The organism is Streptomyces sp. NPDC043867, from assembly GCF_056435845.1.
Map to the genome: position 1 here is coordinate 163408 of NZ_JBWKDS010000009.1, position 23542 is coordinate 186949.

17 protein-coding genes and 2 pseudogenes are annotated in these 23542 nt (G+C 71.6%); 10 read left to right on the forward strand and 9 right to left on the reverse strand.

Features of this window, described 5'->3' with window-relative positions; all coding sequences use genetic code 11:
* Positions 1-636: 636 nt before the first annotated feature.
* Together AC069T_RS11935 and AC069T_RS11940 are read left to right on the forward strand one after the other, a co-directional pair.
* Positions 637-1607, forward strand: a pseudogene (locus AC069T_RS11935) (ATP-binding cassette domain-containing protein).
* Positions 1604-2395 (forward strand): ABC transporter permease, encoded by a 792-nt coding sequence (locus AC069T_RS11940; RefSeq protein WP_478782592.1) that lies wholly within the window; start codon positions 1604-1606, stop codon positions 2393-2395. The pseudogene AC069T_RS11935 and the gene AC069T_RS11940 overlap by 4 nt, the downstream one beginning before the upstream one ends.
* Here the strand turns inward: AC069T_RS11940 and AC069T_RS11945 are convergent.
* The gene (locus AC069T_RS11945) at positions 2376-5540 is read right to left on the reverse strand and encodes an ATP-binding protein (protein ID WP_478782593.1); all 3165 of its coding nucleotides are present in this window, start codon (positions 5538-5540) and stop codon (positions 2376-2378) included. The genes AC069T_RS11940 and AC069T_RS11945 overlap by 20 nt on opposite strands.
* Before the next feature lie 235 nt (positions 5541-5775).
* Between AC069T_RS11945 and AC069T_RS11950 the strand changes: the two genes are divergently transcribed.
* A complete protein-coding gene (locus AC069T_RS11950) occupies positions 5776-6876 on the forward strand; it encodes an AI-2E family transporter (protein WP_478782594.1) in 1101 nt (366 codons plus the stop codon).
* Here the strand turns inward: AC069T_RS11950 and AC069T_RS11955 are convergent.
* Entirely contained in the window at positions 6792-9008 is a 2217-nt protein-coding gene (locus AC069T_RS11955; RefSeq protein ID WP_478782595.1) for a SpoIIE family protein phosphatase, read from the reverse strand. The two genes, AC069T_RS11950 and AC069T_RS11955, sit on opposite strands and share 85 nt — an antisense overlap.
* A 152-nt stretch (positions 9009-9160) precedes the next feature.
* Here AC069T_RS11955 and aspS point away from each other — a divergent pair, with 152 nt between their 5' ends.
* Positions 9161-10924 carry an aspartate--tRNA ligase gene (aspS, locus tag AC069T_RS11960; RefSeq protein WP_478782596.1) on the forward strand — a complete coding sequence of 588 codons (1764 nt, stop codon included), beginning with the start codon at positions 9161-9163 and terminating at the stop codon, positions 10922-10924.
* Between the two features lie 120 nt (positions 10925-11044).
* The gene (locus tag AC069T_RS11965; protein WP_478782597.1) at positions 11045-11995 is read left to right on the forward strand and encodes an intradiol ring-cleavage dioxygenase; all 951 of its coding nucleotides are present in this window, start codon (positions 11045-11047) and stop codon (positions 11993-11995) included.
* A 45-nt stretch (positions 11996-12040) separates the two neighbouring features.
* On the opposite strand, the gene AC069T_RS11970 is transcribed toward AC069T_RS11965, so the two are convergent.
* Both AC069T_RS11970 and AC069T_RS11975 read right to left on the reverse strand, forming a co-directional pair.
* Positions 12041-12517: a hypothetical protein gene (locus AC069T_RS11970; RefSeq protein WP_478782598.1), complete on the reverse strand. Its 477-nt coding sequence runs from the start codon at positions 12515-12517 to the stop codon at positions 12041-12043.
* 88 nt (positions 12518-12605) lie between these two features.
* Positions 12606-12869: pseudogene (locus AC069T_RS11975) on the reverse strand (hypothetical protein); the annotation flags it as partial.
* 285 nt (positions 12870-13154) lie between these two features.
* On the opposite strand from AC069T_RS11975, the gene AC069T_RS11980 reads away from it, so the two are divergent.
* The 4 genes from AC069T_RS11980 (at position 13155) to AC069T_RS11995 (ending at position 16216) form a co-directional block, all read left to right on the forward strand.
* Positions 13155-13682: a hypothetical protein gene (locus AC069T_RS11980; protein ID WP_478782599.1), complete on the forward strand. Its 528-nt coding sequence runs from the start codon at positions 13155-13157 to the stop codon at positions 13680-13682.
* A 102-nt stretch (positions 13683-13784) separates the two neighbouring features.
* Entirely contained in the window at positions 13785-14885 is a 1101-nt protein-coding gene (locus AC069T_RS11985) for a hypothetical protein (RefSeq protein ID WP_478782600.1), read from the forward strand.
* A 249-nt stretch (positions 14886-15134) separates the two neighbouring features.
* Positions 15135-16010: a helix-turn-helix domain-containing protein gene (locus AC069T_RS11990; protein WP_478782601.1), complete on the forward strand. Its 876-nt coding sequence runs from the start codon at positions 15135-15137 to the stop codon at positions 16008-16010.
* Positions 16007-16216, forward strand: coding sequence for a DUF397 domain-containing protein (locus AC069T_RS11995; protein WP_478782602.1), 210 nt, complete (start codon positions 16007-16009; stop codon positions 16214-16216). The genes AC069T_RS11990 and AC069T_RS11995 overlap by 4 nt, the downstream gene beginning before the upstream one ends.
* Before the next feature lie 53 nt (positions 16217-16269).
* On the opposite strand, the gene AC069T_RS12000 is transcribed toward AC069T_RS11995, so the two are convergent.
* From AC069T_RS12000 to AC069T_RS12020, 5 genes are all read right to left on the reverse strand, one after another.
* On the reverse strand, positions 16270-16686 hold the full coding sequence (locus AC069T_RS12000; protein ID WP_478782603.1) for a type II toxin-antitoxin system VapC family toxin: 417 nt from the start codon (positions 16684-16686) through the stop codon (positions 16270-16272).
* Positions 16683-16979, reverse strand: a complete 297-nt coding sequence (locus AC069T_RS12005; RefSeq protein ID WP_476753110.1) for a ribbon-helix-helix domain-containing protein — start codon at positions 16977-16979, stop codon at positions 16683-16685. The genes AC069T_RS12000 and AC069T_RS12005 overlap by 4 nt, the downstream gene beginning before the upstream one ends.
* Before the next feature lie 121 nt (positions 16980-17100).
* Positions 17101-17466 (reverse strand): PH domain-containing protein, encoded by a 366-nt coding sequence (locus tag AC069T_RS12010; protein WP_358850845.1) that lies wholly within the window; start codon positions 17464-17466, stop codon positions 17101-17103.
* A gap of 81 nt (positions 17467-17547) precedes the next feature.
* Positions 17548-19275 (reverse strand): methionine--tRNA ligase, encoded by a 1728-nt coding sequence (gene metG, locus AC069T_RS12015; RefSeq protein ID WP_478782604.1) that lies wholly within the window; start codon positions 19273-19275, stop codon positions 17548-17550.
* A gap of 155 nt (positions 19276-19430) precedes the next feature.
* Complete coding sequence (locus AC069T_RS12020) at positions 19431-21182, reverse strand: VWA domain-containing protein (RefSeq protein WP_478782605.1); 1752 nt, start codon at positions 21180-21182, stop codon at positions 19431-19433.
* A gap of 275 nt (positions 21183-21457) precedes the next feature.
* On the opposite strand from AC069T_RS12020, the gene AC069T_RS12025 reads away from it, so the two are divergent.
* Positions 21458-23527 carry a PhoX family protein gene (locus AC069T_RS12025; RefSeq protein WP_478782606.1) on the forward strand — a complete coding sequence of 690 codons (2070 nt, stop codon included), beginning with the start codon at positions 21458-21460 and terminating at the stop codon, positions 23525-23527.
* Positions 23528-23542 lie beyond the last annotated feature (15 nt).

A 23542-nucleotide genomic window follows, 5' to 3' on the forward strand; every position in this document is an offset into this window, starting at 1 on the left:
GCCCTGACACGGCGGGGCTCGTCCGCGTTTCGCTGTCCGCATCGGGCGCGACGGCCGAGGCCGCCGGGCCCTCTTGGCGGGGCGGGGCGGGCCCGCCGGGTGCTTGCGGGGTGGGGGCGAGGCCCGGCGGGTTCTCGTGGGGCGGGGGTGCTTCGTTCGCTGGCCCTTCGCGGAGCGCCGGGGCGACGTCCGCCGGGCCTCGCGAAGCGCCGGCGCTTCGTCCGCCGGGTCCTCGCGGGGCGGAGGTTCTCGTCGCCGGGCCCTCCGCGAGGGTCGGCGCTCCGCCGCTGGCCCCTGCCACATGCCGCCGGTCCGTCCGCCGGGCCCTCGCGAAGTGCCGTGCTTCGTCCGCCGGGTCCTTGTGGGGCGGGGGTGCCTCGTCCGTCGGGTCCTCCGCGGAGGGCCGGGGCGACGTCCGCCCGGCCCCCGCACAGGGTCGGCGCTTCGTCCGCTGGGTCCTCGCGCAGTGTCGGCGCCTCCGCCCGGTCCTCGCGGAGCGTCGGCGGTCCGGCCTCCGGGCCCGGCGCAAGCCCCGGTTCCGCGGCGCTTCCTCGGGCCCCCGGGGCGAGCCCGGTTCCGCGGTGGTGAAACCGGTGTGAAACCGCGCTGAATGCGCCCCGCCGCACTCTCTGCTGCATGACGACAACCACCCCGCGCTCCCTCGCCATCGCGGCCAAGGGACTGCGCAAGGCCTACGGGGACAAGACGGTCCTCGACGGCATCGACCTGAGGTGCCGGCCGGCACCGTCTTCGCCCTGCTCGGCCCGAACGGCGCCGGCAAGACCACCGCCGTCAAGATCCTCTCCACCCTCATCGGCGCCGACGCCGGCGACCTCCGCGTGGGCGGCCACGACCTGGCCGTCGACCCGCACGCCGTCCGCGCCACGATCGGTGTCACCGGACAGTTCTCCGCCGTCGACGGCCTGATCACCGGCGAGGAGAACATGCTCCTCATGGCGGACCTGCACCACCTGCCCAAGCAGGAGGGCCGCCGCGTCACCGCCGAGCTGCTGGAGCGGTTCGACCTCACCGAGGCCGCGAAGAAGCCCGTCTCCACCTACTCCGGCGGCATGAAGCGCCGCCTGGACATCGCCATGACGCTGGTCGGCGGTCCGCGGATCATCTTCCTCGACGAGCCGACCACCGGCCTCGACCCCCGCTCCCGCCACACCATGTGGGGGATCATCCGCGAGCTGGTCTCCGGCGGCGTCACCGTCTTCCTCACCACCCAGTACCTGGAGGAGGCCGACGAACTCGCCGACCGCATCGCGGTGCTGAGCGACGGCAGGATCGCCGCCGAGGGAAGCGCCGACCAGCTGAAGCGGCTGGTCCCGGGCGGCCACGTGCGGCTCCGGTTCACCGACCCGGTTGCCTACCAGTCCGCCGCCGCCGCCCTGCGCGAGGTCACCCGCGACGACGAGGCGCTGTCCCTGCAGATCCCCAGCGACGGCAGCCAGCGCGAGCTGCGCTCCGTCCTCGACTGGCTGGACACGGCCGGCATCGAGGCCGACGAGCTGACCGTGCACACCCCCGACCTCGACGACGTGTTCTTCGCCCTGACCGGCGGCACCACCGTCCCCAGCCCGTCCAAGGAGACCGTCCGATGAGTGCCCTGTCCCTCGCCTTCCGCGACTCGAACACGATGCTGCGCCGCAACCTGCTGCACGCGCGGCGCTACCCGTCCCTCACCCTGAACCTGCTGCTCACGCCGATCATGATGCTGCTGCTCTTCGTCTACATCTTCGGCGACGTGATGAGCGCGGGCATCGGCGGCGGCGGCGCCGACCGCTCCGAGTACATCGCCTACATCGTCCCCGGCATCCTGATGATGACCATCGGCAGCACCGTGATCGGGGCCGCGGTGTCCGTCTCCACCGACATGGCCGAGGGCCTCATCGCCCGCTTCCGCACGATGGCGATCCACCGCAGCTCCGTGATCATCGGGCACGTCGTCGGCAGCGTGCTGCAGGTGCTCGCCAGCCTGGTCCTCGTCGGCGCGGTCGGCGTGGCCATCGGCTTCCGGTCCACGGACGCCACGGCGCTGGAGTGGCTGGCCGCGTTCGGGCTGCTCGCGCTGTTCACCGTGGCGCTCACCTGGATCGCCGTCGGGATGGGCATGGCCAGCCCCAACGCCGAGGCCGCCAGCAACATGGCGATGCCGCTGATCCTCCTCCCGCTCATCTCCAGCGCCTTCATCCCCGCCGACACGATGCCGGGCTGGTTCCAGCCGATCGCCGAGTACCAGCCCTTCACCCCCGCCATCGAGACCCTGCGCGGCCTGCTGCTCGGCAGCGAGATCGGCAACAACTGGTGGATCGCGATCCTCTGGTGCGTCGGTCTGTCCGCGCTCGGCTACCGCTGGTCGACGGCGCTGTTCAACCGCGACCCGAAATGAGCGCGCGGGCTGCCTCGCGCAGCTCGTCCCGCTCCAGGGCGGCATACTCCGACACCGCGTCGGCGTAGGCCGCCCCGTCGGCGCGCTCGGCCGCCTCGCGGGCGCGGTCCGCCGACATGGTCGGCTGGTAGTCGCGCAGCACCCGCAGCCGCCCGGCCAGCGCGATCATCCGTACGGCGGAGGCGTCGCCGGAGGCGAGCCGCGCCAGGCCGAGGGCGTGCAGCACCGTCCCCAGCACCGGCAGGTCCATGGGCGAGTGGGACGGGGCCGAGAGCAGGATCCGCAGCCCCTGGCGCAGCCGCTCGACCGGTTCCGCGACCAGTCCGACACGGCCGGCGTGCGCGTGCGCCGTCACCGCCGCCGACTGGATCTGCAGCGCCCACCGGTCGAGGAAGGGATCGCCGCGGTACAGCGAGCCGGTTGCGGTCACCCCCTCCACGGCGCTGCGCCACAGGCCGAGCCCGACCTCCGTCAGTCCCCGGGCGAGGGCGATCTCGGCGCGGCCGCCGAGGTCGGCGCTGTCGGAGTCGTCCTTCTGCGGGTTGCCGACGGCCTCCGCCTGCCGCAGCCAGTACTCGGCCTCGTCGGGGTCGCCGCGCTGGAGGCAGGCGAGGACGAGACCCCAGCGGACGCCGATGGTGTCCCGCTCGTCGCCGAGCCGCGGCAGGGCTTCGAGCGCCGCCCTGAGGTGCCCGTACGCGGCCTCGCCCCGCTCCAGCTGCAGGTACAGCTGGCTCAGCCGGGAGTGGCCCATGACCTGGAGGAACGGGTTGTCGACCGGCGCCAGCGCGGCGACGGTGCGGCGGGCCGAGGCGAGCGCGCGGTCGATGTCGTGCTCGTACTCCCAGACGTAGGTGGCGACGCACTCGGCGATGCCGGCGAGCAGCGGCCGCTCGCTGTCGCAGAGCTTGCGCAGCACGTCGTAGTCGGGAGGCAGCATCTCGGGGACCGCGCCCAGCACCGTCGCGATGGCGCGCAGCAGGGTGTCCGGCGGTGCCGGGGGCAGCCGCCGGAGGGTGACGAGCTGGCGCACGACGTGCGGGCCGTAGCCCATGAACAGGCTCGCGGTGCACAACACCGCGGCGGCGCGGGCGACTTCGACGTACTCGGGCTCGGGGTGGTAGTGCGACAGCGGCGGGCCGGTGTCCGCGGCGAGGGCGGCGAGACGCAGGTAGTTGGAGTCGGTGGACCACAGGGCGGCCAGGACGGCGGTGAGGGCGGCGGTGGTGGGACCGTCCGTGCGGGCCAGCGCGTACCGCAGCGCCAGCACGAGGTTGTCCTGCTCGGCCCTGATCCGCTCCCAGGCCGCGATGGGGTCCGCCCCGCGCGGGCCGGGCCGGGAGCCCGGGGAGGATTCCGACGCGAAGAACCAGTCGTGGTACGCGACCCCGAAGTCCCGCGCCCAGGCGAGGAACCGGCCGACGGCCTCCTCTTCCTCACCCGCCTCCGCCCGCCGGGCCGCACTGAACTCCCGTACGGTCTCCAGCATCCGGAACCGCACGCCGGCCGGGGTGTCGGCGACGGTGAGCAGCGACTGATCGGCCAGCTGCTCCAGCAGCAGCAGCGCGTCCTCGCCGAGGACCTGTTCCGCCGCCGCGCCACAGAAGCCGCCGGGGAAGACGGACATCGTGCGCAGCGCCGCCCTGGCCTGCTCGTCGAGGAGGTTCCAGCTCCAGTCCACGACCGCGTGCAGTGTGCGGTGGCGTTCCGGCACGTCCCGCGCCCCGCCGCGCAGCAGCGCGAACCGGTCGCCGAGGCGGCGCGCGATCTCCGGCACCGACAGCACCCGTACCCGCGCCGCGGCCAGCTCCACGGCGAGCGGCAGCCCGTCGAGGTGGCGGCACAGCTCGGCCACCGCGTCCGGCGGCAGCTCCACTCCGGGCCGGGCGGCCCGGGCCCGCTGCGTGAACAGCTCGGCCGAGGTGCCGAGGTCCAGCTCGGGCAGCGCGAAGACCGCCTCCGACGTCAGACCGAGCGGGGCCCGGCTGGTGGCCAGCACCCGCAGGTCCTTCGAGGACGAGACGAGGGCCTGTACGAGGTCGGCGGCGCCCCGGACGACCTGTTCGCAGTTGTCCAGGACCAGCAGGGCGGGCCCGGAGCCCAGCACGCCGAGGATGCCGGCCACCGGGGCGGAGACGTGGCCGCTCACCGCGCCGGGACGTCCCTCGCCCGCGCCGAGCGCGGAGGCCACCTCCGCGGTCACGTCCTCGTCGGCGGTGACGCCGGCGAGCGTCACGAAATACACCACGCGCTGCTCGGCCCGGCGGCTGACGGCGTGCGCGAGCCGGGTCTTGCCGAGGCCGCCGGGGCCGACGACGGTGACGGCGCGGGAGGCGCGCAGCAGCCGCTCCACCTCCGTGATGTCGTCGTCCCGTCCCAGCAGCGGGTTCGGCTCGTGCGGCACGCCGTGCCGTACGGCCGGTGACTCGCCGCGCAGCAACTCGCGCTGTACGGCCTTGAGGCCGGGGCCCGGGTCGGTGCCGAGCTGCTCGCGCAGCTCACGGCGGTACGTCTCGTAACGGCTCAGCGCGGCGGACGGGCCGGCGGTCGCCGCCTCGCCGCGCAGCAGCTCGGCGAGCACCTCCTCGTCGCGCGGGCGCTCCGCGGCGGCCGCGGCCAGCGGCGCGGCCGCCTCCGCGTGCCGCCCCAGCCGGGCGAGCGCGAGCGCCCGCGCGCGGACGAGCGCGCCGCGGACGGGGGCGCGTTCGGCGCGCAGCGCGGCCACGGGGTCGTCCCGGTCGCCGGCCCCGTCAGGGGTGCCCTCCCACAGCGCGAGTCCGGCCTCGGCCGCGGCCAGCGCTCCCGCGTGGTCCCCGGCCCTGGCCCGGCCGGCGCTCGCGGCGGCGTGCAGCAGCAGGGCGGAGCTGTCGACCCGGTCCTCGGCGAGGGCGAGCCGGTAGCCGGCCGGCGTGCTGGTGATGACGTCGGCGCCGAGCTGGGCCCGCGCCCTGGACACCAGGACCTGGAGCGCCTTTCCCGGGCGCTCGGGCAGCTCGTCCGGCCACAGCCCCGCCACGAGCCGCTCGGTGCTGCAGCCCGTGCGCAGGTCGCTCGCCAGCAGGGCGAGGAGGCCGCGGAGGCGGGGCGCGGTGACCTCCCGTCCGCGATGGGCGACACGCGGCAGCAGGGTCAGGTCGGTGGTCACCCGTGCAGATTAGCCGCGGCCCGGCCGTGGCAACTCCCACCGCGTCCCAACTCCCGCCGCACGACGGGCTCCCCACGCCCGCACGCCCGTGCCGGGGGTTCCCGCGCCCGCGGCCGGTGAGCCGTTCCCGGGCCGGCCCGGTGGGCTCTCGCCGCGGCGGGTGTCCCTGACGTCGTGTCACTCGGGCGGGCCGCTTCGCGAGGACAGGCCGTCCCCCGCGTGATCGGCTGGGAGCGTGCAGCTACTTCCCGAAGGCGTCCGGCGGCTGGCCGCCTGGTGCGTCGTGGTCCTGCTCGTCGCCGGCGTCGTCTGGGTGGGGATCCGGCTCTGCGGCGAACTGCGGACGGCGGTCGTGCCCGTGCTGCTCGCGCTGCTCGGGACGGCGCTCCTCGGGCCGCTGTACCGGCGGCTGGTGCACGTGAAGGTCAACCGGTCGCTCGCCGCCGGCCTCACCTGCGTCGCGGTGGTCGTGGTCGTCGGCGGCGCCGTCTACATCGTGGTCGCCGCCCTCGTCGACACCGGTGACCAGATCGTCGCCTCGCTCAAGCAGGCCGCGACCTCGCTCGCCGAGCACTTCGGGGCGGCGGGCACCTCCCTCGACGACGTCGCCTCGAACTCCAGGGAGCTGCTGGGCAAGTTCGGCGGGACCGCCGCCTCCGGCGTGATCAGCGGCGTCAGCGTGGTCGGCGAGAGCCTCGCCATGGCAGTCCTGGCCCTGCTGCTCGTCTTCTTCTTCCTGCGCGACTCCCACCGCGCCGCCGGAGCGCTGCGCGCCCTCTCCCCGCACGGCACGGCCGACACCGTCGAGGCCATGGCCCGCCGCGCCTTCGAGGCCGTCGAGGGCTTCATGCGCGGTACGACCCTCATCGCGCTGATCGACGCCACCTGCATCACCGTCGGCCTGCTGGTCCTCGGTGTCCCCGGCGCCGTCGGGCTGGGCGCGCTGGTGTTCGTGGGCGCCTACATCCCCTACCTCGGCGCCTTCCTCTCCGGGGCGGTGGCGGTCCTGGTCGCCCTCGCCGACCGGGGCTTCGTCATCGCGCTGTGGGCGCTCGGCGTCGTCCTCGCCGTCCAGGTCCTGGAGGGGCACGTCCTCCAGCCGGCCATCCAGAGCCGTACGGTGCAGCTGCACCCGGCGGCCGTCCTGCTGGCGATCACCGGCGGCGCCTCGGTGGCCGGGATCCTCGGGATGCTGCTGGCCGTACCGCTGACGGCGGCCGCGTTCGGCGTCCTCTCGGAGCTGCGTACGCGCTACGCGGTGACGTCCTCGGGCTCCTCGGACGGGTCGTCGGGCCCGAACGCGACCGGGTCGCCGGACGGGCCCGAGGACTCGTAGAGCTCGAACCAGATGCTCTTGCCCTCACCCCGGGGGTCGACGCCCCACGCGTCGGCGAGCAGCTCCATGAGCACCAGACCCCGCCCCGACGAGGCCAGCTCGCCCGGCCGGCGTTTGTGCGGCAGGTCGTCGCTGCCGTCCGTGACCTCCACCCGCAGCCGGCGCTCCCCCGGCTCGCCGGTGAGCTGGGCGACGAGCGCCGCGTCCGCGTCGGTGTGCACGAGGACGTTCGTCACCATCTCGGAGGTCATCAGCACCGCCGAGTCGACCTGGTCGTCGCACGTCCAGTCGTGCAGCAGCTCCCGCAGCTGCTGCCGGGCGCCCGCGACCCGCTCGGGCTCCGCCTGCGCGACGGTGACCATCGTGCGGCGCAGGGGCGGCGGTACGACGCCGACGTTGTCGCCGCAGCCGCACCCCTCGCCCTGCCGGCACAGCAGCAGCACCGCGATGTCGTCCTCGCGACGGTCGATCAGCGGCCCGGGAGTGTGGTGCGAGGACGGCCCGTGCACGGCCTGGACCAGGGAGTCGGCCAGCGTCTCCATGTCGCCGTCGTGCTCCTCCAGGATCCGGCGGATCCGCCGCCAGCCGGTCTCCAGGTCGTGGCCGCCGGTCTCGATCAGTCCGTCGGTGCACAGCAGCATGGTCTCGGCGGGCTCCAGGACCATCCGGGTGGTCGGGTAGTCCGCGTCCGGATCGACGCCGAGCGGCAGCCCGCCGGCGGTCGGCCGCGTCAGCACCGTCCCGTCGGCCATGCGGATCGCGGGGTCCGGGTGGCCGGCCCGGGCGATGTCCAGCACGCCGGTCGCCGGGTCCACCTCGACGTACAGGCAGGTCGCGAAGCGGGGGTCCATGCTCTTGCCGCCGTGGGCGACGGAGTCGGTGATCCCGTACAGGAAGCGGGAGGCGCGGGAGAGCACCGCGTCCGGACGGTGCCCCTCGGACGCGTACGCGCGCAGCGCGATCCGCAGCTGGCCCATCAGGCCCGCCGCCCGCACGTCGTGCCCCTGGACGTCCCCGATGACCAGGGCGAATCTGCCGCCCCCGGACTTCGCCCGGGCGGTGCCCCCGGGTAGCGGGATCATGTCGTACCAGTCGCCGCCGACCTGGAGCCCGCCGCCGGTGGGGACGTACCGCGCGGCCACCGACATGCCGGGTATCTCGGGGCCCAGAGTCGGCAGCATCGAGCGCTGGAGGCCGTCGGTCAGCTCCCGCTCGGACTCGGCCACGCCTGCCCGCGACAGGGCCTGCGCCAGCATCCGCGCCACCGTGGCCAGCACCGAGCGCTCGTCGGGCGTGAACGAGACCGGATAGGCGAAGGCCGCCATCCAGGCCCCCATCGTGCGTCCGGCGAAGGTCAGCGGCAGGAACGCCCAGGACTGGCGCCCGAAGTGCTGGGCCAGCGGCCAGGAGGCGGGGTAGCGCGCCTTGTAGTCCTCCGGCGAGGAGAGATAGACGGCACGGCCGGTGCGGACGACCTCCGCGGCCGGATAGTCCGTGTCCAGCGACATGTGGGAGAACGGTCCGTCGTCACCCGGCTGGTGCCCGTGGTGGCCGATGATGGTCAGCCGGTCCGCCTCCGCCCCGAAGACGGCCAGCCCGTCCGGTGTGAAGCCCGGCATCGACAGCCCGGCCGCGACCCGCAGGACCTCCTCCGTCGACCGCGCCTCCGCCAGCGCGCGTCCCGCGTCCAGCAGGAACGCCTCGCGCGAGCGGCGCCAGTCCCCGGTGACCGGGGTGCGGGCGGCTGCGCCCGGCGGCTGCTCGCTGACCTCCTGGAGGGTGCCGACCAGCTTGTACTCGCCCGTCTCGGGGTGGACCGACGGTCTGGAGCGGCTGCGCACCGTACGGATCACGCGCCCCTGCTCGTCCATGATCCGCAGGCGGGCCTCGGCGAGGGTGCCCTCGGCGACGGCGAGCTGCACGATGCCGTCGATCTCGTTCCAGTCGACCGGGTGGAAACGGGAGCGTACGGCCGCCTCGGTGAGCGTCGCCGGCTCGGCAGGCAGACCGAGCAGCCGGGCGGCTTCGGCGTCCAGCGTCACCAGACCTGCCTCGTTGTCCCAGCGCCAAAGGCCGGTCGCGAGGGATGCCAGGACCTCTCCCACGGTGGGCAGGGGCTCACCAGTGCGCATTCACCCACTCTAAGGAGAGGTGATCGGGGCCTGCCACCGAGAGTATTCGGGGCTGCGATCTCGGGGTGGCCGGTACCCTTGGGAGATCCGGGCTCCAGCCCGGATGTTTCACGTGAAACAGCCCCCGACCCGCGAAGACTGGATGAACGACGATGCATCGGTACAGGTCCCACACCTGCGGCGAGCTCCGCGCCTCTGACGTCGAGAGCGACGTCCGGCTGAGCGGCTGGCTGCACAATCGCCGAGACCTGGGCGGCATCCTCTTCATCGATCTGCGCGACCACTACGGCATCACGCAGCTCGTCGCCCGCCCCGGTACGGCCGCCTACGAGGCCCTCGACAAGGTCTCCAAGGAGTCGACGGTCCGTGTCGACGGCAAGGTCGTCTCCCGCGGCGCGGAGAACGTGAACCCCGACCTGCCCACCGGCGAGGTCGAGGTCGAGGTGAGCGAGGTCGAGCTGCTCGGCGCGGCCGCCCCGTTGCCCTTCACCATCAACGCCGAGGACGGTGTCAACGAGGAGCGGCGGCTGGAGTACCGCTTCCTGGACCTGCGCCGTGAGCGCATGCACCGCAACATCCTGCTGCGTACGGCCGTGATCTCCGCGATCCGTCACAAGATGACGGCGCTGGGCTTCAACGAGATGGCGACGCCGATCCTCAGCGCCACCTCCCCGGAGGGCGCCCGCGACTTCGTCGTCCCGTCCCGCCTGAACCCGGGCCGGTTCTACGCGCTCCCGCAGGCCCCGCAGCAGTTCAAGCAGCTGCTGATGATCTCCGGCTTCGACCGCTACTTCCAGATCGCGCCCTGTTTCCGCGACGAGGACGCGCGCGCGGACCGCTCGCCCGGCGAGTTCTACCAGCTCGACGTGGAGATGTCCTTCGTCGAGCAGGAGGACGTCTTCCAGCCCATCGAGAAGCTCATGACCGAGCTCTTCGAGGAGTTCGGCGGCGGCCGGCACGTCACCTCCCCGTTCCCCCGCATCCCGTTCCGCGAGGCGATGCTGAAGTACGGCTCCGACAAGCCGGACCTGCGCGCCCAGCTGGAGCTCGTCGACATCACCGACGTCTTCGAGGGCTCGGAGTTCAAGGCCTTCGCGGGCAAGCACGTGCGTGCCCTGCCGGTACCGGACGTCGCCGGCCAGTCCCGGAAGTTCTTCGACGGCCTCGGTGACTACGCGGTCGAGCAGGGCGCGAAGGGCCTGGCGTGGGTGCGCGTGGCCGAGGACGGCTCGCTGACCGGCCCGATCGCCAAGTTCCTGACCGAGGACAACGTCGCGGAGCTGACGAAGCGGCTATCCCTCTCGGCCGGCCACGCCGTCTTCTTCGGCGCGGGCGAGTTCGACGAGGTCTCGAAGATCATGGGCGCGGTGCGGGTCGAGGCCGCCAAGCGCGCCGGGCACTTCGAGGAGAACGTCTTCCGCTTCTGCTGGATCGTCGACTTCCCGATGTACGAGAAGGACGAGGACACCGGGAAGATCGACTTCTCGCACAACCCCTTCTCGATGCCGCAGGGCGGCCTGGAGGCCCTGCAGACCCAGGACCCGCTGGACATCCTGGGCTGGCAGTACGACATCGTCTGCAACGGCGTCGAGCTGTCGTCCGGCGCGATCCGGAACCACGAGCCCGAGATCATGCTCAAGGCCTTCGAGATCGCGGGCTACGACCGGGACACGGTCGAGGAGCAGTTCGCCGGTATGCTCCGCGCGTTCCGCTTCGGCGCCCCGCCGCACGGCGGTATCGCCCCGGGCGTCGACCGCATCGTCATGCTCCTCGCCGACGAGCCCAACATCCGCGAGACCATCGCGTTCCCGCTCAACGGCAACGCGCAGGACCTGATGATGGGCGCGCCGACGGAACTCGACGAGACCCGGCTGCGCGAGCTGCACCTCTCCGTGCGCAAGCCGCAGCCGAAGTAGCCGCCGACGCGTGGAAGTGGCCCGGAACCGAGGTCGGTTCCGGGCCACTTTCGCGTGGACACGGAAAACCACAGTCCGCACCCATGCTGCTCACAGGTGCCGTCCCTAGCGTCCCCGCCCATGACTGAGAACCAACGACCCGCACACAAAAGGGATCTGACGCGGCGCAAGGTCGTCGTCGCGGGCGGCGCGGCCGTCGCGGCCGTGGGCGCGGGCGGGGGCCTCGCCGTGACCGCCTTCGCGGACGGGACGAGGACCGGCGGCCCGTCCGGCGCGGACAAGGTGTCGGAGGCGTGCTACACGCTCACCTCGGAGACCACCGAGGGCCCCTACTACATCGACGCGGACAAGATCCGCCAGGACATCACCGAGGACCAGGAGGGCATCCCGCTGACCCTCGGGCTCAAGGTGATCGACGCGGACACCTGCCGGCCGGTGAAGGACGCGGCCGTCGACATCTGGCACTGCACGGCGCTGGGTGTCTACTCCGGCTACGAGTCCATGGGCGGCGGAGGCGGCGGTGCCCCGTCGGGCGCCCCCACCGACGCCCCGTCCGGTACACCGACGGGTGAGCCGCCGTCCGGCGGTCCCTCCGGCGGCCCGGGCGGCGGCGGGCACACGGAGCCGACCGACGACGAGCGGTATCTGCGGGGCACCTGGCGGACCGACAAGCACGGTCACGTCACCTTCAGGACCGTCTTCCCCGGCTGGTACCAGGGCCGCTGCGTCCACATCCATGTGAAGGTCCACGTCGACGGCGCCTGGACGGACGCCGGCTACGAGGGCGGTCACACCTGCCACACCGGCCAGCTGTTCTTCTCCGAGGAGGCGGTCCTGGCGTCGGCGGAGGTCGCCCCGTACTCCGCCAACACCGCGGCCCGCACGACCCTGACCGAGGACACCATCTACCCGGGCAACGGGACCGGGGGCGGTCTCCTGAAACTGAGGTACCGGAAGAACGGCATCGCCAAGGGGGTCACCGCGTCCCTGACGATGGGCGTCGCCCCGGACGAGACCCACGACAGCACCGACACCCAGCCGGGTGCGTCCGCGTCGGCCTCGGCCGGCTGACCCACCCGAGGGCGCCCGGTGTGCGAACCCCGGGCACGCGGGACCTCAGGTGTCGTAGCGGCCGTCCCAGGGGGCGCCGAAGCCGAGGCGGTCCGGATAGAGCTCGGCCCATCCCTCCCCGGCGTCCTCGCCGGTGAGCAGCCCGAACAGCACGCCGTCGACGGTCAGCCGGAAGGGGCGGATCGCGATGTCCGTGTACGCGCGCCGGGGCAGGCTCCGCAGCAGCTTGCCCCGGTGGGCCCGGGCCTGGGCGAGGACCGAGCCCTCCCCGTGCGGGGCGCGCTGCTGCTCGGCCCAGGTGCCCGCGCACCAGATCTCCGAGTCGCGGTAGCGCCCCTCGGCGTCGAAGGTGTGCAGCGCCACGAAGAGGCGCTTGTGCTCCTCCCAGCCGTCGTCGGGACGGAACCCTTCGGGGAAGGCGTACGTGATCGACGCCAGGAACTGGCCGTCCGCGTACCGGCCGATGGTCTCGGTGCGGTGCTTGGGCTCGTAGGCGATCGGGATGACCTGGGGGACTGCCATGGCGAAACCATACGGGCGGGCGCGGACATGTCAGCGCCGGGGTGGGTTTCTGGTGCCCGGGGAGGAGGGGTCCTTCCGCCGACCGTGGCTACTCGTCCTCGAAGATCTCTTCGGCCGTCGGGGCCGTGACGGCACGCCGGTGCCAGCGACGCAGGGTCTCAGGATCGTCGCAGCCGACGATGCGCTCACGGACCGTTTGGGGGACGTCGAGGCCACGTACTTCCAGTACTTCCAGGATGTCCTCGGCAGCACGTCGCGCCTCGCCTTCGGCGCGACCTTCGGCGCGGAGTTCTTGCGACAGGTCCGACTTGTAGAAGGAGAGGTCCACAGCCACCAGTTTCCTCCAGATGTGCGCGTGGGCACACGGAAGTCGATCAAAATCACGGGCCGGAGCCCTTCTGCTGGTGCAGCGCTCTGGTGGGCGCCGACCTGCGTCGGAAACGACCTGGTCAATCGGCCGCACGTGAGTTCCGGATGGCGGCGTTCCAAGCTCAGGAGCTGCTCAACAATGTCCATGGGACCTTGCCGGTTTGTCTTGTGCATGATGGGCTCTGAGTACTTGATCACTGACCAGTTCAGGTAACTCACAACATCACATGGGGGACTCGGCATGCATCTCGGCATCCGTAGATTGGCAGTGGCCGGAGCAGTCGTGCTGGGGACGGGACTGATCATGGCGCCGTCCGCGACGGCAGACGAGACCGGTACACAGTCCTGCCCGCCGGACGTCTGGTACAAGGTGGTGTCGTCAGGCGCCTCGTACGAGGCGGTCGGCAGCACCGCCGGCAAGTACAACTCAAGCTCTACGCCGTCGATCCTGCGCTACGACCTGACGACCACCAAGTCGAAGCAGACGAGCTGGAGTGCCGAGATCGGCGGGAGCGTGAACTGGGGGATCGGGCAGGTGGAAGCCAAGACGAGCTTCGACATCACCAACTCGACCACCAGCGGCAAGACGGTGTCGAACACCATCAACGTTCCGGGCAAGAGCTACGGCTACACCACGCCGAAGATCGAGCGGCGCAAGTTCACCATAGAGAAGTGGCAGGACACCGCGGGCTGTGGTGCGCGGTTCCTGGGCAACATGGGAACGCTGGGCGGCATCACCGCCTACCCCTTCTTCTCGGAGTGCACGGCCAGGAGCGCGTGCACGCCCAAGCCGTAGGGCCACCTCGCCGGGAGCGGGCTGACCACCCGCTCCCGGCATCAGTGCCACCTCTGACGAAACTGGGGGAAGAGCCCGATGGTCCACAAGACGACACACACCATGACGCTCCGACGGCGATGTGGTGCTCTGCTGGCCCTCGGCATCCTCACGGCCACGGCCACGGCCACCGCCTGCGGACCAGGCGAGGACGAGACCGACAGCCAGTCCACACCACACGACATCGTGGTCAACCTGGGTGGCGAGGTAGCCGTCCTGGACGGTCTGAACGCATCGCCCCGAGTCGTCGGTCCGCGGCCGGCCGGAGCCGAGAACGCCGACGCCTACCGCCTCGCCAGCCCGCGCGAGCTCACTTCCGGCCAGATCATAGGCATCCGTGACGGCGGAGTCGTCGCCATCGAGCCGCGCGAGCCCGGCAAGGCGGTACTCCTTGGCGAGGCCGGCGCATGGTTCCCCGCCGCTGACGGCAAGCGGCTCTGGGCCGTCACCGAAGAGCCGACCGGTACCACTTGCAACGGGTCCGACCTGCCGCGATCCGTCTCGAGCCGCTACACCCTGACCAGGTACGAGACTTCCGGCCGCCCCTCCCACACCACCTTGAAAGCGGCCTGCGGCCTGCGGCCGGTCGCCGACACCTCCCGGGGCCTGCTCGCCCTGCGGACCACCGGCGACACGGGAGGAGGCGGCACCGGCGTACGGGCGGTGACCGACATCGTGCTCCTCGATGCGCGGACGAACACCGTCAGCAAAACCGTCGCCACCAACGCCAGCGTGGTGGCCACCACCGGCAACCGTGTGATCTGGCGTGGCGACACGTGCGGCAAAGGCAACTGCACGCACGTCTACGACCTCGACAAACGTAAGAACGTCTCCGTTCCCTCCTGCAAGGGTGGCGACACCGTGGGCGTGGGAACACTCGATCCCAGCGGCCACTGGTACGTCAGCGCTCTGCGCACCAACCGCCTGGCGATCTTCGACCTGAACGAGAACACCTGCCGAGAAATCCACACACTTCCCGCAGTCGACTCGAGCGACCTCGATGAAACCTTCGGCATCGCCTGGGCAGGTCCCCATGTGCTGCTGCTCGACCAACGCTCCGGGGCGCTCACTTCCGTCAACGCCTCCCACAACAAGACTGATAAGCGGGCCGAACCGCTCCCAGTCGTCAATCAAGCTCAGATCTGGAGCGTCTCCACCGACTGAGAGCGGCGGTGCGCCGAACCGCCGGCCGTGCGGGACGGAAGCACGCGGAAGTGACGTGTGCGCGGGTGGAGTTGGGTGGACTTTTCTTGGTTCACGTCACTGAGCCTGGCTGCTCGGGCCTACCGTGAACAGTGACATCGCCGGTACGCACGGTGACTGTCCGGGGCTTGTCGGCTGTTGTCCGGACCATCGGAAAGCGGCTTGCGCGTAGGGGCGTTGCGGCATGGCGGTACGACGGAGAGGCGCGGTATGTCAGTCGACGGAGAGGTGCGGCGGCTCAGGAGCGAGGCCGATGAGCCGGGGTGGGAGGTCGACCCGGACGACGAGTGGGGCGTGGCCGTACTCGCCACGGTGGGGCGGCAGTTGAAGCTGCGGCGGGAGACGGTGGGGATGCGGGCCGCCGAGTTCGGAGAGGCGGTCGGGTACGGGGAGGACCTTGTCTACAAGGTCGAGGGTGGGAAACGCATCCCCCGGCAGGAGTACCTGGACAGAGCCGACGAGGTGCTGGGCGCCGGCGGACTCATCGCCGCCGCCTGGGAGGACGTGAAGAAGGTCCGGTATCCGAAGAGGGTGCGGGAGCTGGGCAAGTTGGAGGCCCAGGCGGTAGAGATCGGGGTGTACGAGTGCAACAGCGTCCACGGGCTTCTGCAGACGCCGGAGCACGCCCGAGCCCTGATGGAAGCGGCGCAGCCGCCCTACTCCGCGGACGACGTGGAACGCATGGTCGCCGCACGGCTGGCACGGCAGTCTGTCTTCGAGCGCGACCCGGCTCCGTCCATCCACTTCGTGATGGAAGAGGCGCCGCTTCGCCGGCAGGTCGGGGGCACAATGGTGTGGCGAAGGCAGCTCGAACGTCTGCTGGAGGTGGGGCGGTTGAACAACGTCACTCTTCAGGTCATGCCGACGAACACGGATGCTCACCCAGGTGTGGATGGCAAGATCGAGTTGCTGAAGTTTCCGGACGGCACGGCGGTGGGACGCTCCGACGGGGCGTTCAACGGGCGACCGATCGCCGATCCGAAGCAGCTTCGTATCCTCGAACCGCGGTATGGAACGATCCGGGCACAGGCCCTCCCCCCGAGGGAGTCGCTGGCTTTCATCGAGACACTGCTGGGAGAAACATGATCCGCAAGGCCTCCGCCGGGGACGCCTCCGAACTGGTGTGGTGCAAGAGCAGCTACAGCAGTGGCACCGACGGCAACTCCTGTGTGGAACTCGCTCTCACTCCCGGCACCGTGCACGTCCGCGATTCCAAGGATGTCGAGGGCCCCCGTCGGGCGCTCACGCCGGACGCCTGGGCGGACTTCGTGGCTTTCACCTCGGAACGCTGACAGCAACGTCAAGTGCGTCCCGTTCGGGCAACAACCCGACGTTGCCGAGGGTTTCACGGCAGCAGCGTGAACGAGACCACGTGCGCCGGGCGTACGGTCCCGAAGTGCTTGCGATCGACCGTGGCCACCTCGCCCGCACCGAGGCGTTCCGCGCAGGCAACCACCGAGGCGTCCACCATGCCGAGGGGGAGGTCCACGTAGCGGGCGGTCAGTTCGGCGATACGGATCCAGTCGCCCGGATGGACGGGCTCGACCGTGAACAGGCCCTCCGCGAAGTCCTGAGCAAGCAGCAGCTCGGCGCGCGGCCCGAGCCGCCGTTCCGCGAGGTGGGCCACTTCAGCGATGACGAGTGTGGGCACCAGTAGGGGGCCGGGGTGGGATTCCAGCAGGCGGCGGCACGCCGTGTGCCAGGCGTCACGGCGGTCGAGCAGAGCGTAAAGGGGACCCGCGTCGACGATCAGGGCGCTCACGCGCTGAGCCGGCGTCGGCTGGTGCCCTCCTCGTCGGCGAGTATGTCCCGCCCCTCGGCCAGTCCGGCCAGCAACTCCTCCATGCGTTCGGAAACGTCGCTACGGCCGCTGTCGCCCGCACCTGCGGAACGGAAGGTCCGGCGCGGTGCGGCTTCGCCGTGGTCCTCCCCGCCCGGAAGATGCGCCGCGATGGCCTCCCGCGTCCACTCGGAAACGGTCATGCCGCGCCGAGCGGCCTCATGGCGCATCCTGGCGTCCAGCGTGTCGTTGATCTTGACCGTGGTGCGCTTCATGTATGCCAGCATACCGCTACGGTAGCGTCAGCGAATGCAACTCCTGCTTCGAGCTGACCCTCACCCCGGCGCCTGGCTCGGCCCCGGGGAGACTCCGTTGTTCCGGGCGGAGCGGGTACGGCTACCTGGCGGCGAACTGCGTCAGGATCGCCTGGACCTCGTAGATGTCGACGCCCTTGGTGAAGGTCTTCTGGATCGGCGTCGGGGTGCCGGAGATCCAGATCTTGAGTTCGGCGTCGAGATCGAAGTGGCCGGCCGTCTCCACCGCGAAGTGCGTGATGCTGCGGTACGGGACGGAGTGGTACTCCACCTTCTTGCCCGTGAGCCCCTGCTTGTCGATCAGGATCATGCGGCGGTCGGTGAACAGGATGGTGTCCCGTATCAGCAGGAACGCCGCGTGCACCCGCTCGCCCTGGCCCAGCAGTCGCGCGTAGTCCTGCTGGGCCGTCGCCGAGTCGATGGTGTGCGCGTTGCCGAACAGTGCCATGGACGGGTCCCCTACTCAGTCGGTGCTCGTAAGCAGGGGACGCCCGTGGACCTTCGGAAGGTTGCGCCGGGACGCATAGGGTTACGCGGCCGGCCCGCCGCCGAAGCGCTCCTTGTACGTCTCCAGGTCCTCGTCCGTGATCTTCGCGAAGAGGACCGGCGGGACCGTGAAGGGGGTGCCCGCCGGGACGGAGGCGAGGGCGCGGGCCTCCTCGGGGGTGACCCACGTGGCCGTGTCGTCCGGCACCGCGAACGCCGAGCGCATCGCCTTGGAGGAGGCCGGGATGAACGGCTCGGAGACCACCGCGTACAGGTGGATCAGGTTCATCGCCGTCCGCAGCGTCAGGGCCGCGCCGTCCTGGTCGGTCTTGATCTCCAGCCAGGGGGCCTTCTCCTCCAGGTAGGAGTTGCCCGCCGACCACAGCGCACGCAGCGCGGCGGCGGCCTTGCGGAACTGGAGCGACTCCATCTGCTCCTCGTGCTCGGCGAGCAGACGCGCGATCTCCTCGCCCAGCTTCGCCTCCGCCTCGCCGGGCTGGGCGCCCGCCGGGACCTCCTCGCCGAAGCGCTTCTTCGAGAAGGACAGGACACGGTTGACGAAGTTGCCGAGGGTGTCCGCCAGGTCCTTGTTCACCGTGGCCGTGAAGTGCTCCCACGTGAACGACGAGTCGTCCGACTCCGGGGCGTTGGCGATCAGGAAGTAGCGCCAGTAGTCCGCCGGGAGGATCTCCAGGGCGTGGTCCGTGAAGACGCCTCGCTTCTGGGACGTGGAGAACTTCCCGCCGTAGTACGTCAGCCAGTTGAAGGCCTTGACGTAGTCGACCTTCTTCCACGGCTCGCGCACGCCCAGCTCGGTCGCCGGGAACATCACCGTGTGGAAGGGGACGTTGTCCTTGGCCATGAACTCCGTGTAGCGCACGTCGGCCGCGCCGTCCGGCTCGTACCACCAGGACTTCCAGTCGCGGTTCTCGCCGGGGGCGGTGTCCGCCCACTCCTTCGTCGCGCCGATGTACTCGATCGGGGCGTCGAACCAGACGTAGAAGACCTTGCCCTCGGCGGCCAGCTCCGGCCACGTGTCCGCCGGGACCGGGACACCCCAGTCCAGGTCACGGGTGATCGCGCGGTCGTGCAGGCCCTCGGTCAGCCACTTGCGGGCGATGGAGGACGCCAGCTGCGGCCAGTCCTCGGAGGCGCCGTCGATCCAGGCCTCCACCTCGTGCTGGAGCTTCGACTGGAGGAGGAAGAGGTGCTTGGTCTCCCGGACCTCCAGGTCCGTCGAACCGGAGATCGCGGAACGGGGGTTGATCAGGTCGGTCGGGTCGAGCACCCGCGTGCAGTTCTCGCACTGGTCGCCGCGCGCCTTGTCGTAACCGCAGTGCGGGCAGGTGCCCTCGACGTAGCGGTCGGGCAGGAAGCGGCCGTCCGCCGGTGAGTACACCTGGCGGATCGCGCGCTCCTCGATGAACCCGTTCTCGTACAGGCGGCGGGCGAAGTGCTGTGTCAGCTCCGCGTTCTGCGGGGAGGAGCTGCGGCCGAAGTGGTCGAAGGCCAGCGCGAACCCGTCGTAGACCGCCTTCTGCGCGTCGTGCGCCTGCGCGCAGAACTCGTCGACCGGCAGGCCCCGCTCCTTGGCGGCCAGCTCGGCCGGGGTGCCGTGCTCGTCCGTCGCGCAGATGTAGAGGACGTCGTGACCGCGCTGGCGCAGGTAGCGGGCGTACACGTCCGCCGGGAGCATGGACCCCACCATGTTGCCCAGGTGCTTGATCCCGTTGATGTACGGAAGGGCGCTGGTGATGAGGTGTCGAGCCATCGCGGGCTGCTCCCAAGTCGCTACGTGCGGTGACGGATGTCGATTCCGGCTGCACCGCCGGGCCGTCGTACGAACCTTGAAATCGTAGCCGACACGGGTGGGCCGCCCGCCTCCCGTTTTGCGGGGTGGGAAGCGGGCGGCCGGGAGCGGTGACGTTACGGGCGCCAGTTCGCCAGGACGCCCTCGTAGACCTCGGCGTCCGTCAGCTCGCGCGGGGACGGGCCCGCGTGGAAGAAGGCGGCGTTGTCCGCCTTCAGCTTGCGGAGGTAGTCGAAGCCCTTGGCCTCGTGCTCGCCGAAGGCGACGAACGAGAAGAAGAGGGGGAGCTTCGCCGCGTCCGCGAGGGCCTGGGTGGCGGGACCCTTGGCGTCGGGGGCGCCGTCCGTCTGGAAGACGACCAGGGCCGGGTCCTTCGTGCCCGACTTCTCGTAGTGCGCCACGATCTCCTCGATCGCCGCGTGGTAGCTGGTGCGGCCCATGTGACCGAGGGCCGCGTGCAGCTCGTCGATCCTGCCCTCGAACTCGGGGAGGGTCAGCTCGCCGGTGCCGTCCAGCTCCGTGGAGAAGAAGACGACGTTGACCGTGGCGGTCTTGTCGAGGTGGGCGGCGAGGGCGAGGACCTGTTCGCCCAGGGCCTGGGCGGAGCCGTCCTTGTAGTACGGGCGCATGGAGCCGGAGCGGTCCAGGACGAGGTAGATCTTTGCCCTGGTGCCGGTGAGGTCCCGCTTCTTGAGTGCGGTGCCTGCTTCCTTGTACGGGGGTACCAGGGTGGGGGCGTCCGCCTTCACGCGGGTGAGGGGGACGGCGGGTCTGCCCTGGGGGGCCGGCTTGGCGGAGGGCTCCGCCTTCGGCTCCGGCTCGGGGGCCTTCTCCGCCTTCGGCTCGGGGTTCTTCTCCGCCTTCGGCTCCGACTCGGGCTCGGGCTTCGCCTTCGGCTCGGGCTCAGTCGTCGCCTTCGGCTCGGACTGCGTCTCCGCCTTCGGCGTCGGCTCCGCCTTCGGCTTGGCTTGTGCCTTCGGCTTCGGTTCGGGGGTTGCCTTGGCCTCGGCTTCGCCTTCGGCCTTGTCGTTCCCGCCCGCACCACCCGTGCGGGTTTCGTCGGCGGGTGCGGGGGTCTCTTGTGGGGCCTTCTCGCCGTCGGCGGCTGCCGGCTCGTCCGCCTTGGCCTCGTCCTTCGGCTTCGCCTCGTCCTTCGGCTTCGCCTCGTCCTTCGGCTTCGCCGCGGCGGTCTTCGGCTCGGGCAGGGGCTCGGGCTCCGGTTCCGGAGCGGCTTCGGCCTCCGGTTCCGCTTTCCCCTTCGGCTCCGGCTCCGGGGTGGGCTCCGCCTTGGTCTCCGGTTCGGGCTTCGCCTTGGCTTCCGGCTTCGGCTCCGGAGCGGCCTCGGCTTCCGGCTCCGGGGCCGGCGTCGGTTCCGCCTCAACCTCCGGTTCCGAGGCCGACGTGGTCTCCGCCTCGGCCTCCGGCTCCGGGTCGGCCGTCGGCTCCGGCGCGGCCTCCGACTCCGGCGCGGTCTCCGACTCCGGAGCGGCCGCCAGTTCCGGCGCGGCCTCCGGCTTCGGGGGCGCCGTCGGTTCCCGCTCCTGGGTCTGCTCTGCCTGGGGCTCCGTGCGGCGGGGCTTGGGGACCGTGACGTTGTCGAACGCGGCCGAGACCAGGTCGTCCACCACGGACGGGTCGGGCTCGGTCGACGGTGCGGGCACCTCGGCGGAGGACGTGGCCGCCTTCGGTGTCCCGGAGGCGGCCGGCTCGCTCGCCGGAGCCGGGGCCGGAGCCGGAGCCGGGGCGTCCGGCTCGGGCGCCGGGGCCGGAACCGTGGCCGCCGTCGCCTCCTGCGAAGGCTCCGCGTCGGCGTCACGACCCTTGCGTGAGCGGCCGAACGCATTCCGCAGGAGAGTGAGAATGCCCATGTGCGCAACCCTTCGCGTGAGTTGATGCCCGTAAATCCCTGGCCAGGACGGACACGTAAGGTTAGCGGCCGCAGCGGGTGATCTTGGCCGGGGTCCGGACGCCGGGACACGGGGTGGTGGCGCCCGCCCGGGCCGCTCCCGGCGCCCCGCGGGCACCGTCGCCAACACCCCGGTGGATAGCAGCGGTTCACCCCGGCTTCACCTCGAGTCCCCGTCTCCGCACCCGCGGCCACCTAGCGTCACGCTGACACCAAGGGAACATCTGGGGAGACAAAGTGCGCAAGCTGCTGCCGTTGATCGGATCGTCCGGCTCGCATCCCGGCGGCCGGTCCGCCCTGACCTGCCGGTTCCGCTGCGGCGACGCCTGCTTCCACGCAGTGCCCAACACCAGCGCGAACGCCTACGTCGGCGACGTCATCGCCGGTGCGCTCAGCCGCCGGTCGGTGATGCGGGCGGCGGCCGTCGTGACCGTCGCCACGGCGGCGGGCACGGCCGTCGCCGGCCCCGGCGCCCCGCAGGCGTCCGCGGCCGAGGCGGCCACGGCGGCCAAGGCGGGCGGGAGCAAGGGCGCACGCGGGCTGCGCTTCCAGCCCGTCGCCCCCAACACCACCGACGCCGTGGTCGTACCCGACGGCTACCGCCAGAACGTCGTCATCCGCTGGGGCGAGCCCATTCTGCGCGGTGCCCCCGCCTTCGACCCGGAGCACCAGAGCGCCGCGGCCCAGGCCGGTCAGTTCGGCTACAACAACGACTTCCTCGCCCTGCTGCCGCTGCCGGGCGAGCGCGGCCGGCAGCTGCTCGTCGCGAACCACGAGTACACCGACGAGGTGCTCATGTTCCGGGGGTACGACCCCGAGAACCCCACCCGGGACCAGGTCGAGGTCGCCTGGGCGGCCCACGGGCTGTCCGCGGTCGTGGTCGAGGAGGACCGCAGGACCGGGCGGCTCACGCCGGTGACCCGGCACCACCTCAACCGCCGGGTCACCGCCACCACCGAGTTCCGGCTCACCGGTCCCGCCGCGGGCTCCGCCCTGCTGCGCACGTCCGCCGACCCGACCGGCCGCAAGGTCTTCGGCACCCTCAACAACTGCTCCGGCGGCACCACTCCCTGGGGCACCACGCTGCACGGCGAGGAGAACTTCAACCAGTACTTCGCGCGCGGCAGCCGGGACACCGACAAGCGGTACGGCATCGGCACCGGGACGACCGAGCGCAAGTGGGAGCGCTTCGACAAGCGGTTCGACCTCGCCCAGGAGCCGAACGAGGTGCACCGCTTCGGATACGTCGTCGAGTTCGACCCGTACGACCCCGACTCCACGCCCCGCAAGCACACCGCCCTCGGCCGCTTCAAGCACGAGGCCGCCACCGTCCGCCTGACCGACGACGGCCGCCCGGTCGTCTACACCGGCGACGACGAGCGCTTCGACTACTTCTACAAGTTCGTCGGCAGCAAGCGGATGCGCAAGGGCAGCGGCCGGGCCGTGCGCGAGCACAACCTGTCCCTGCTCGACGAGGGCACGCTGTACGTCGCCCGGCTGACCGGCGACTCCCCGGCGGCCGACGTCGACGGCACCGGCGCGCTCCCGTCCGACGGCGAGTTCGACGGCAGCGGTACGTGGATCCCGCTGGCCACGGCGACCGCCGACGGCGCGGTGTCGCACGTCGAGGGCATGACGGCGGAGGAGGTCTTCGTCTTCACGCGGCTCGCCGGCGACAAGGCCGGTGCGACCAAGATGGACCGGCCGGAGGACATCCAGCCCTCCCCGCGCACCGGCAAGGTGTACGTGGCGCTGACCAACAACTCCAACCGCGGCAAGAGCGGCTACGCGGCGGCCGACGAGGCCAACCCCCGCAACACCAACAAGCACGGGCACATCCTGGAGCTCACCGAGCGCCGGGGCCGCGCCGAGAGCACGAGCTTCGCCTGGTCGCTGTTCCTCGTCGCCGGGGACCCCGCCGACCCGGCCACGTACTTCGCGGGCTTCCCGAAGGACCGGGTCAGCCCGATCTCGTGCCCCGACAACGTGGCCTTCGACCCGCACGGCAACCTGTGGATCTCCACGGACGGCAACCAGCTCGGCTCGCACGACGGCCTGTTCGGTGTCGCGACGCGCGGCGAGCGGCGCGGTGAGCTCAAGCAGTTCCTGACCGTGCCGACCGGCGCGGAGACCTGCGGTCCGCTCGTCCAGGACCGGCGCGTGCTCGTCGCCGTCCAGCACCCGGGAGAGATCGACGGAGCGTCCGTCGAGAAGCCGGCGAGCACCTGGCCGGACGGCCCGGGGAAGATCGTCCGGCCGGCCGTGGTCGCGGTGTGGCGCGCGGACGGCTGCGACATCGGGGTCTGAGCGGGCCGGCGGGGA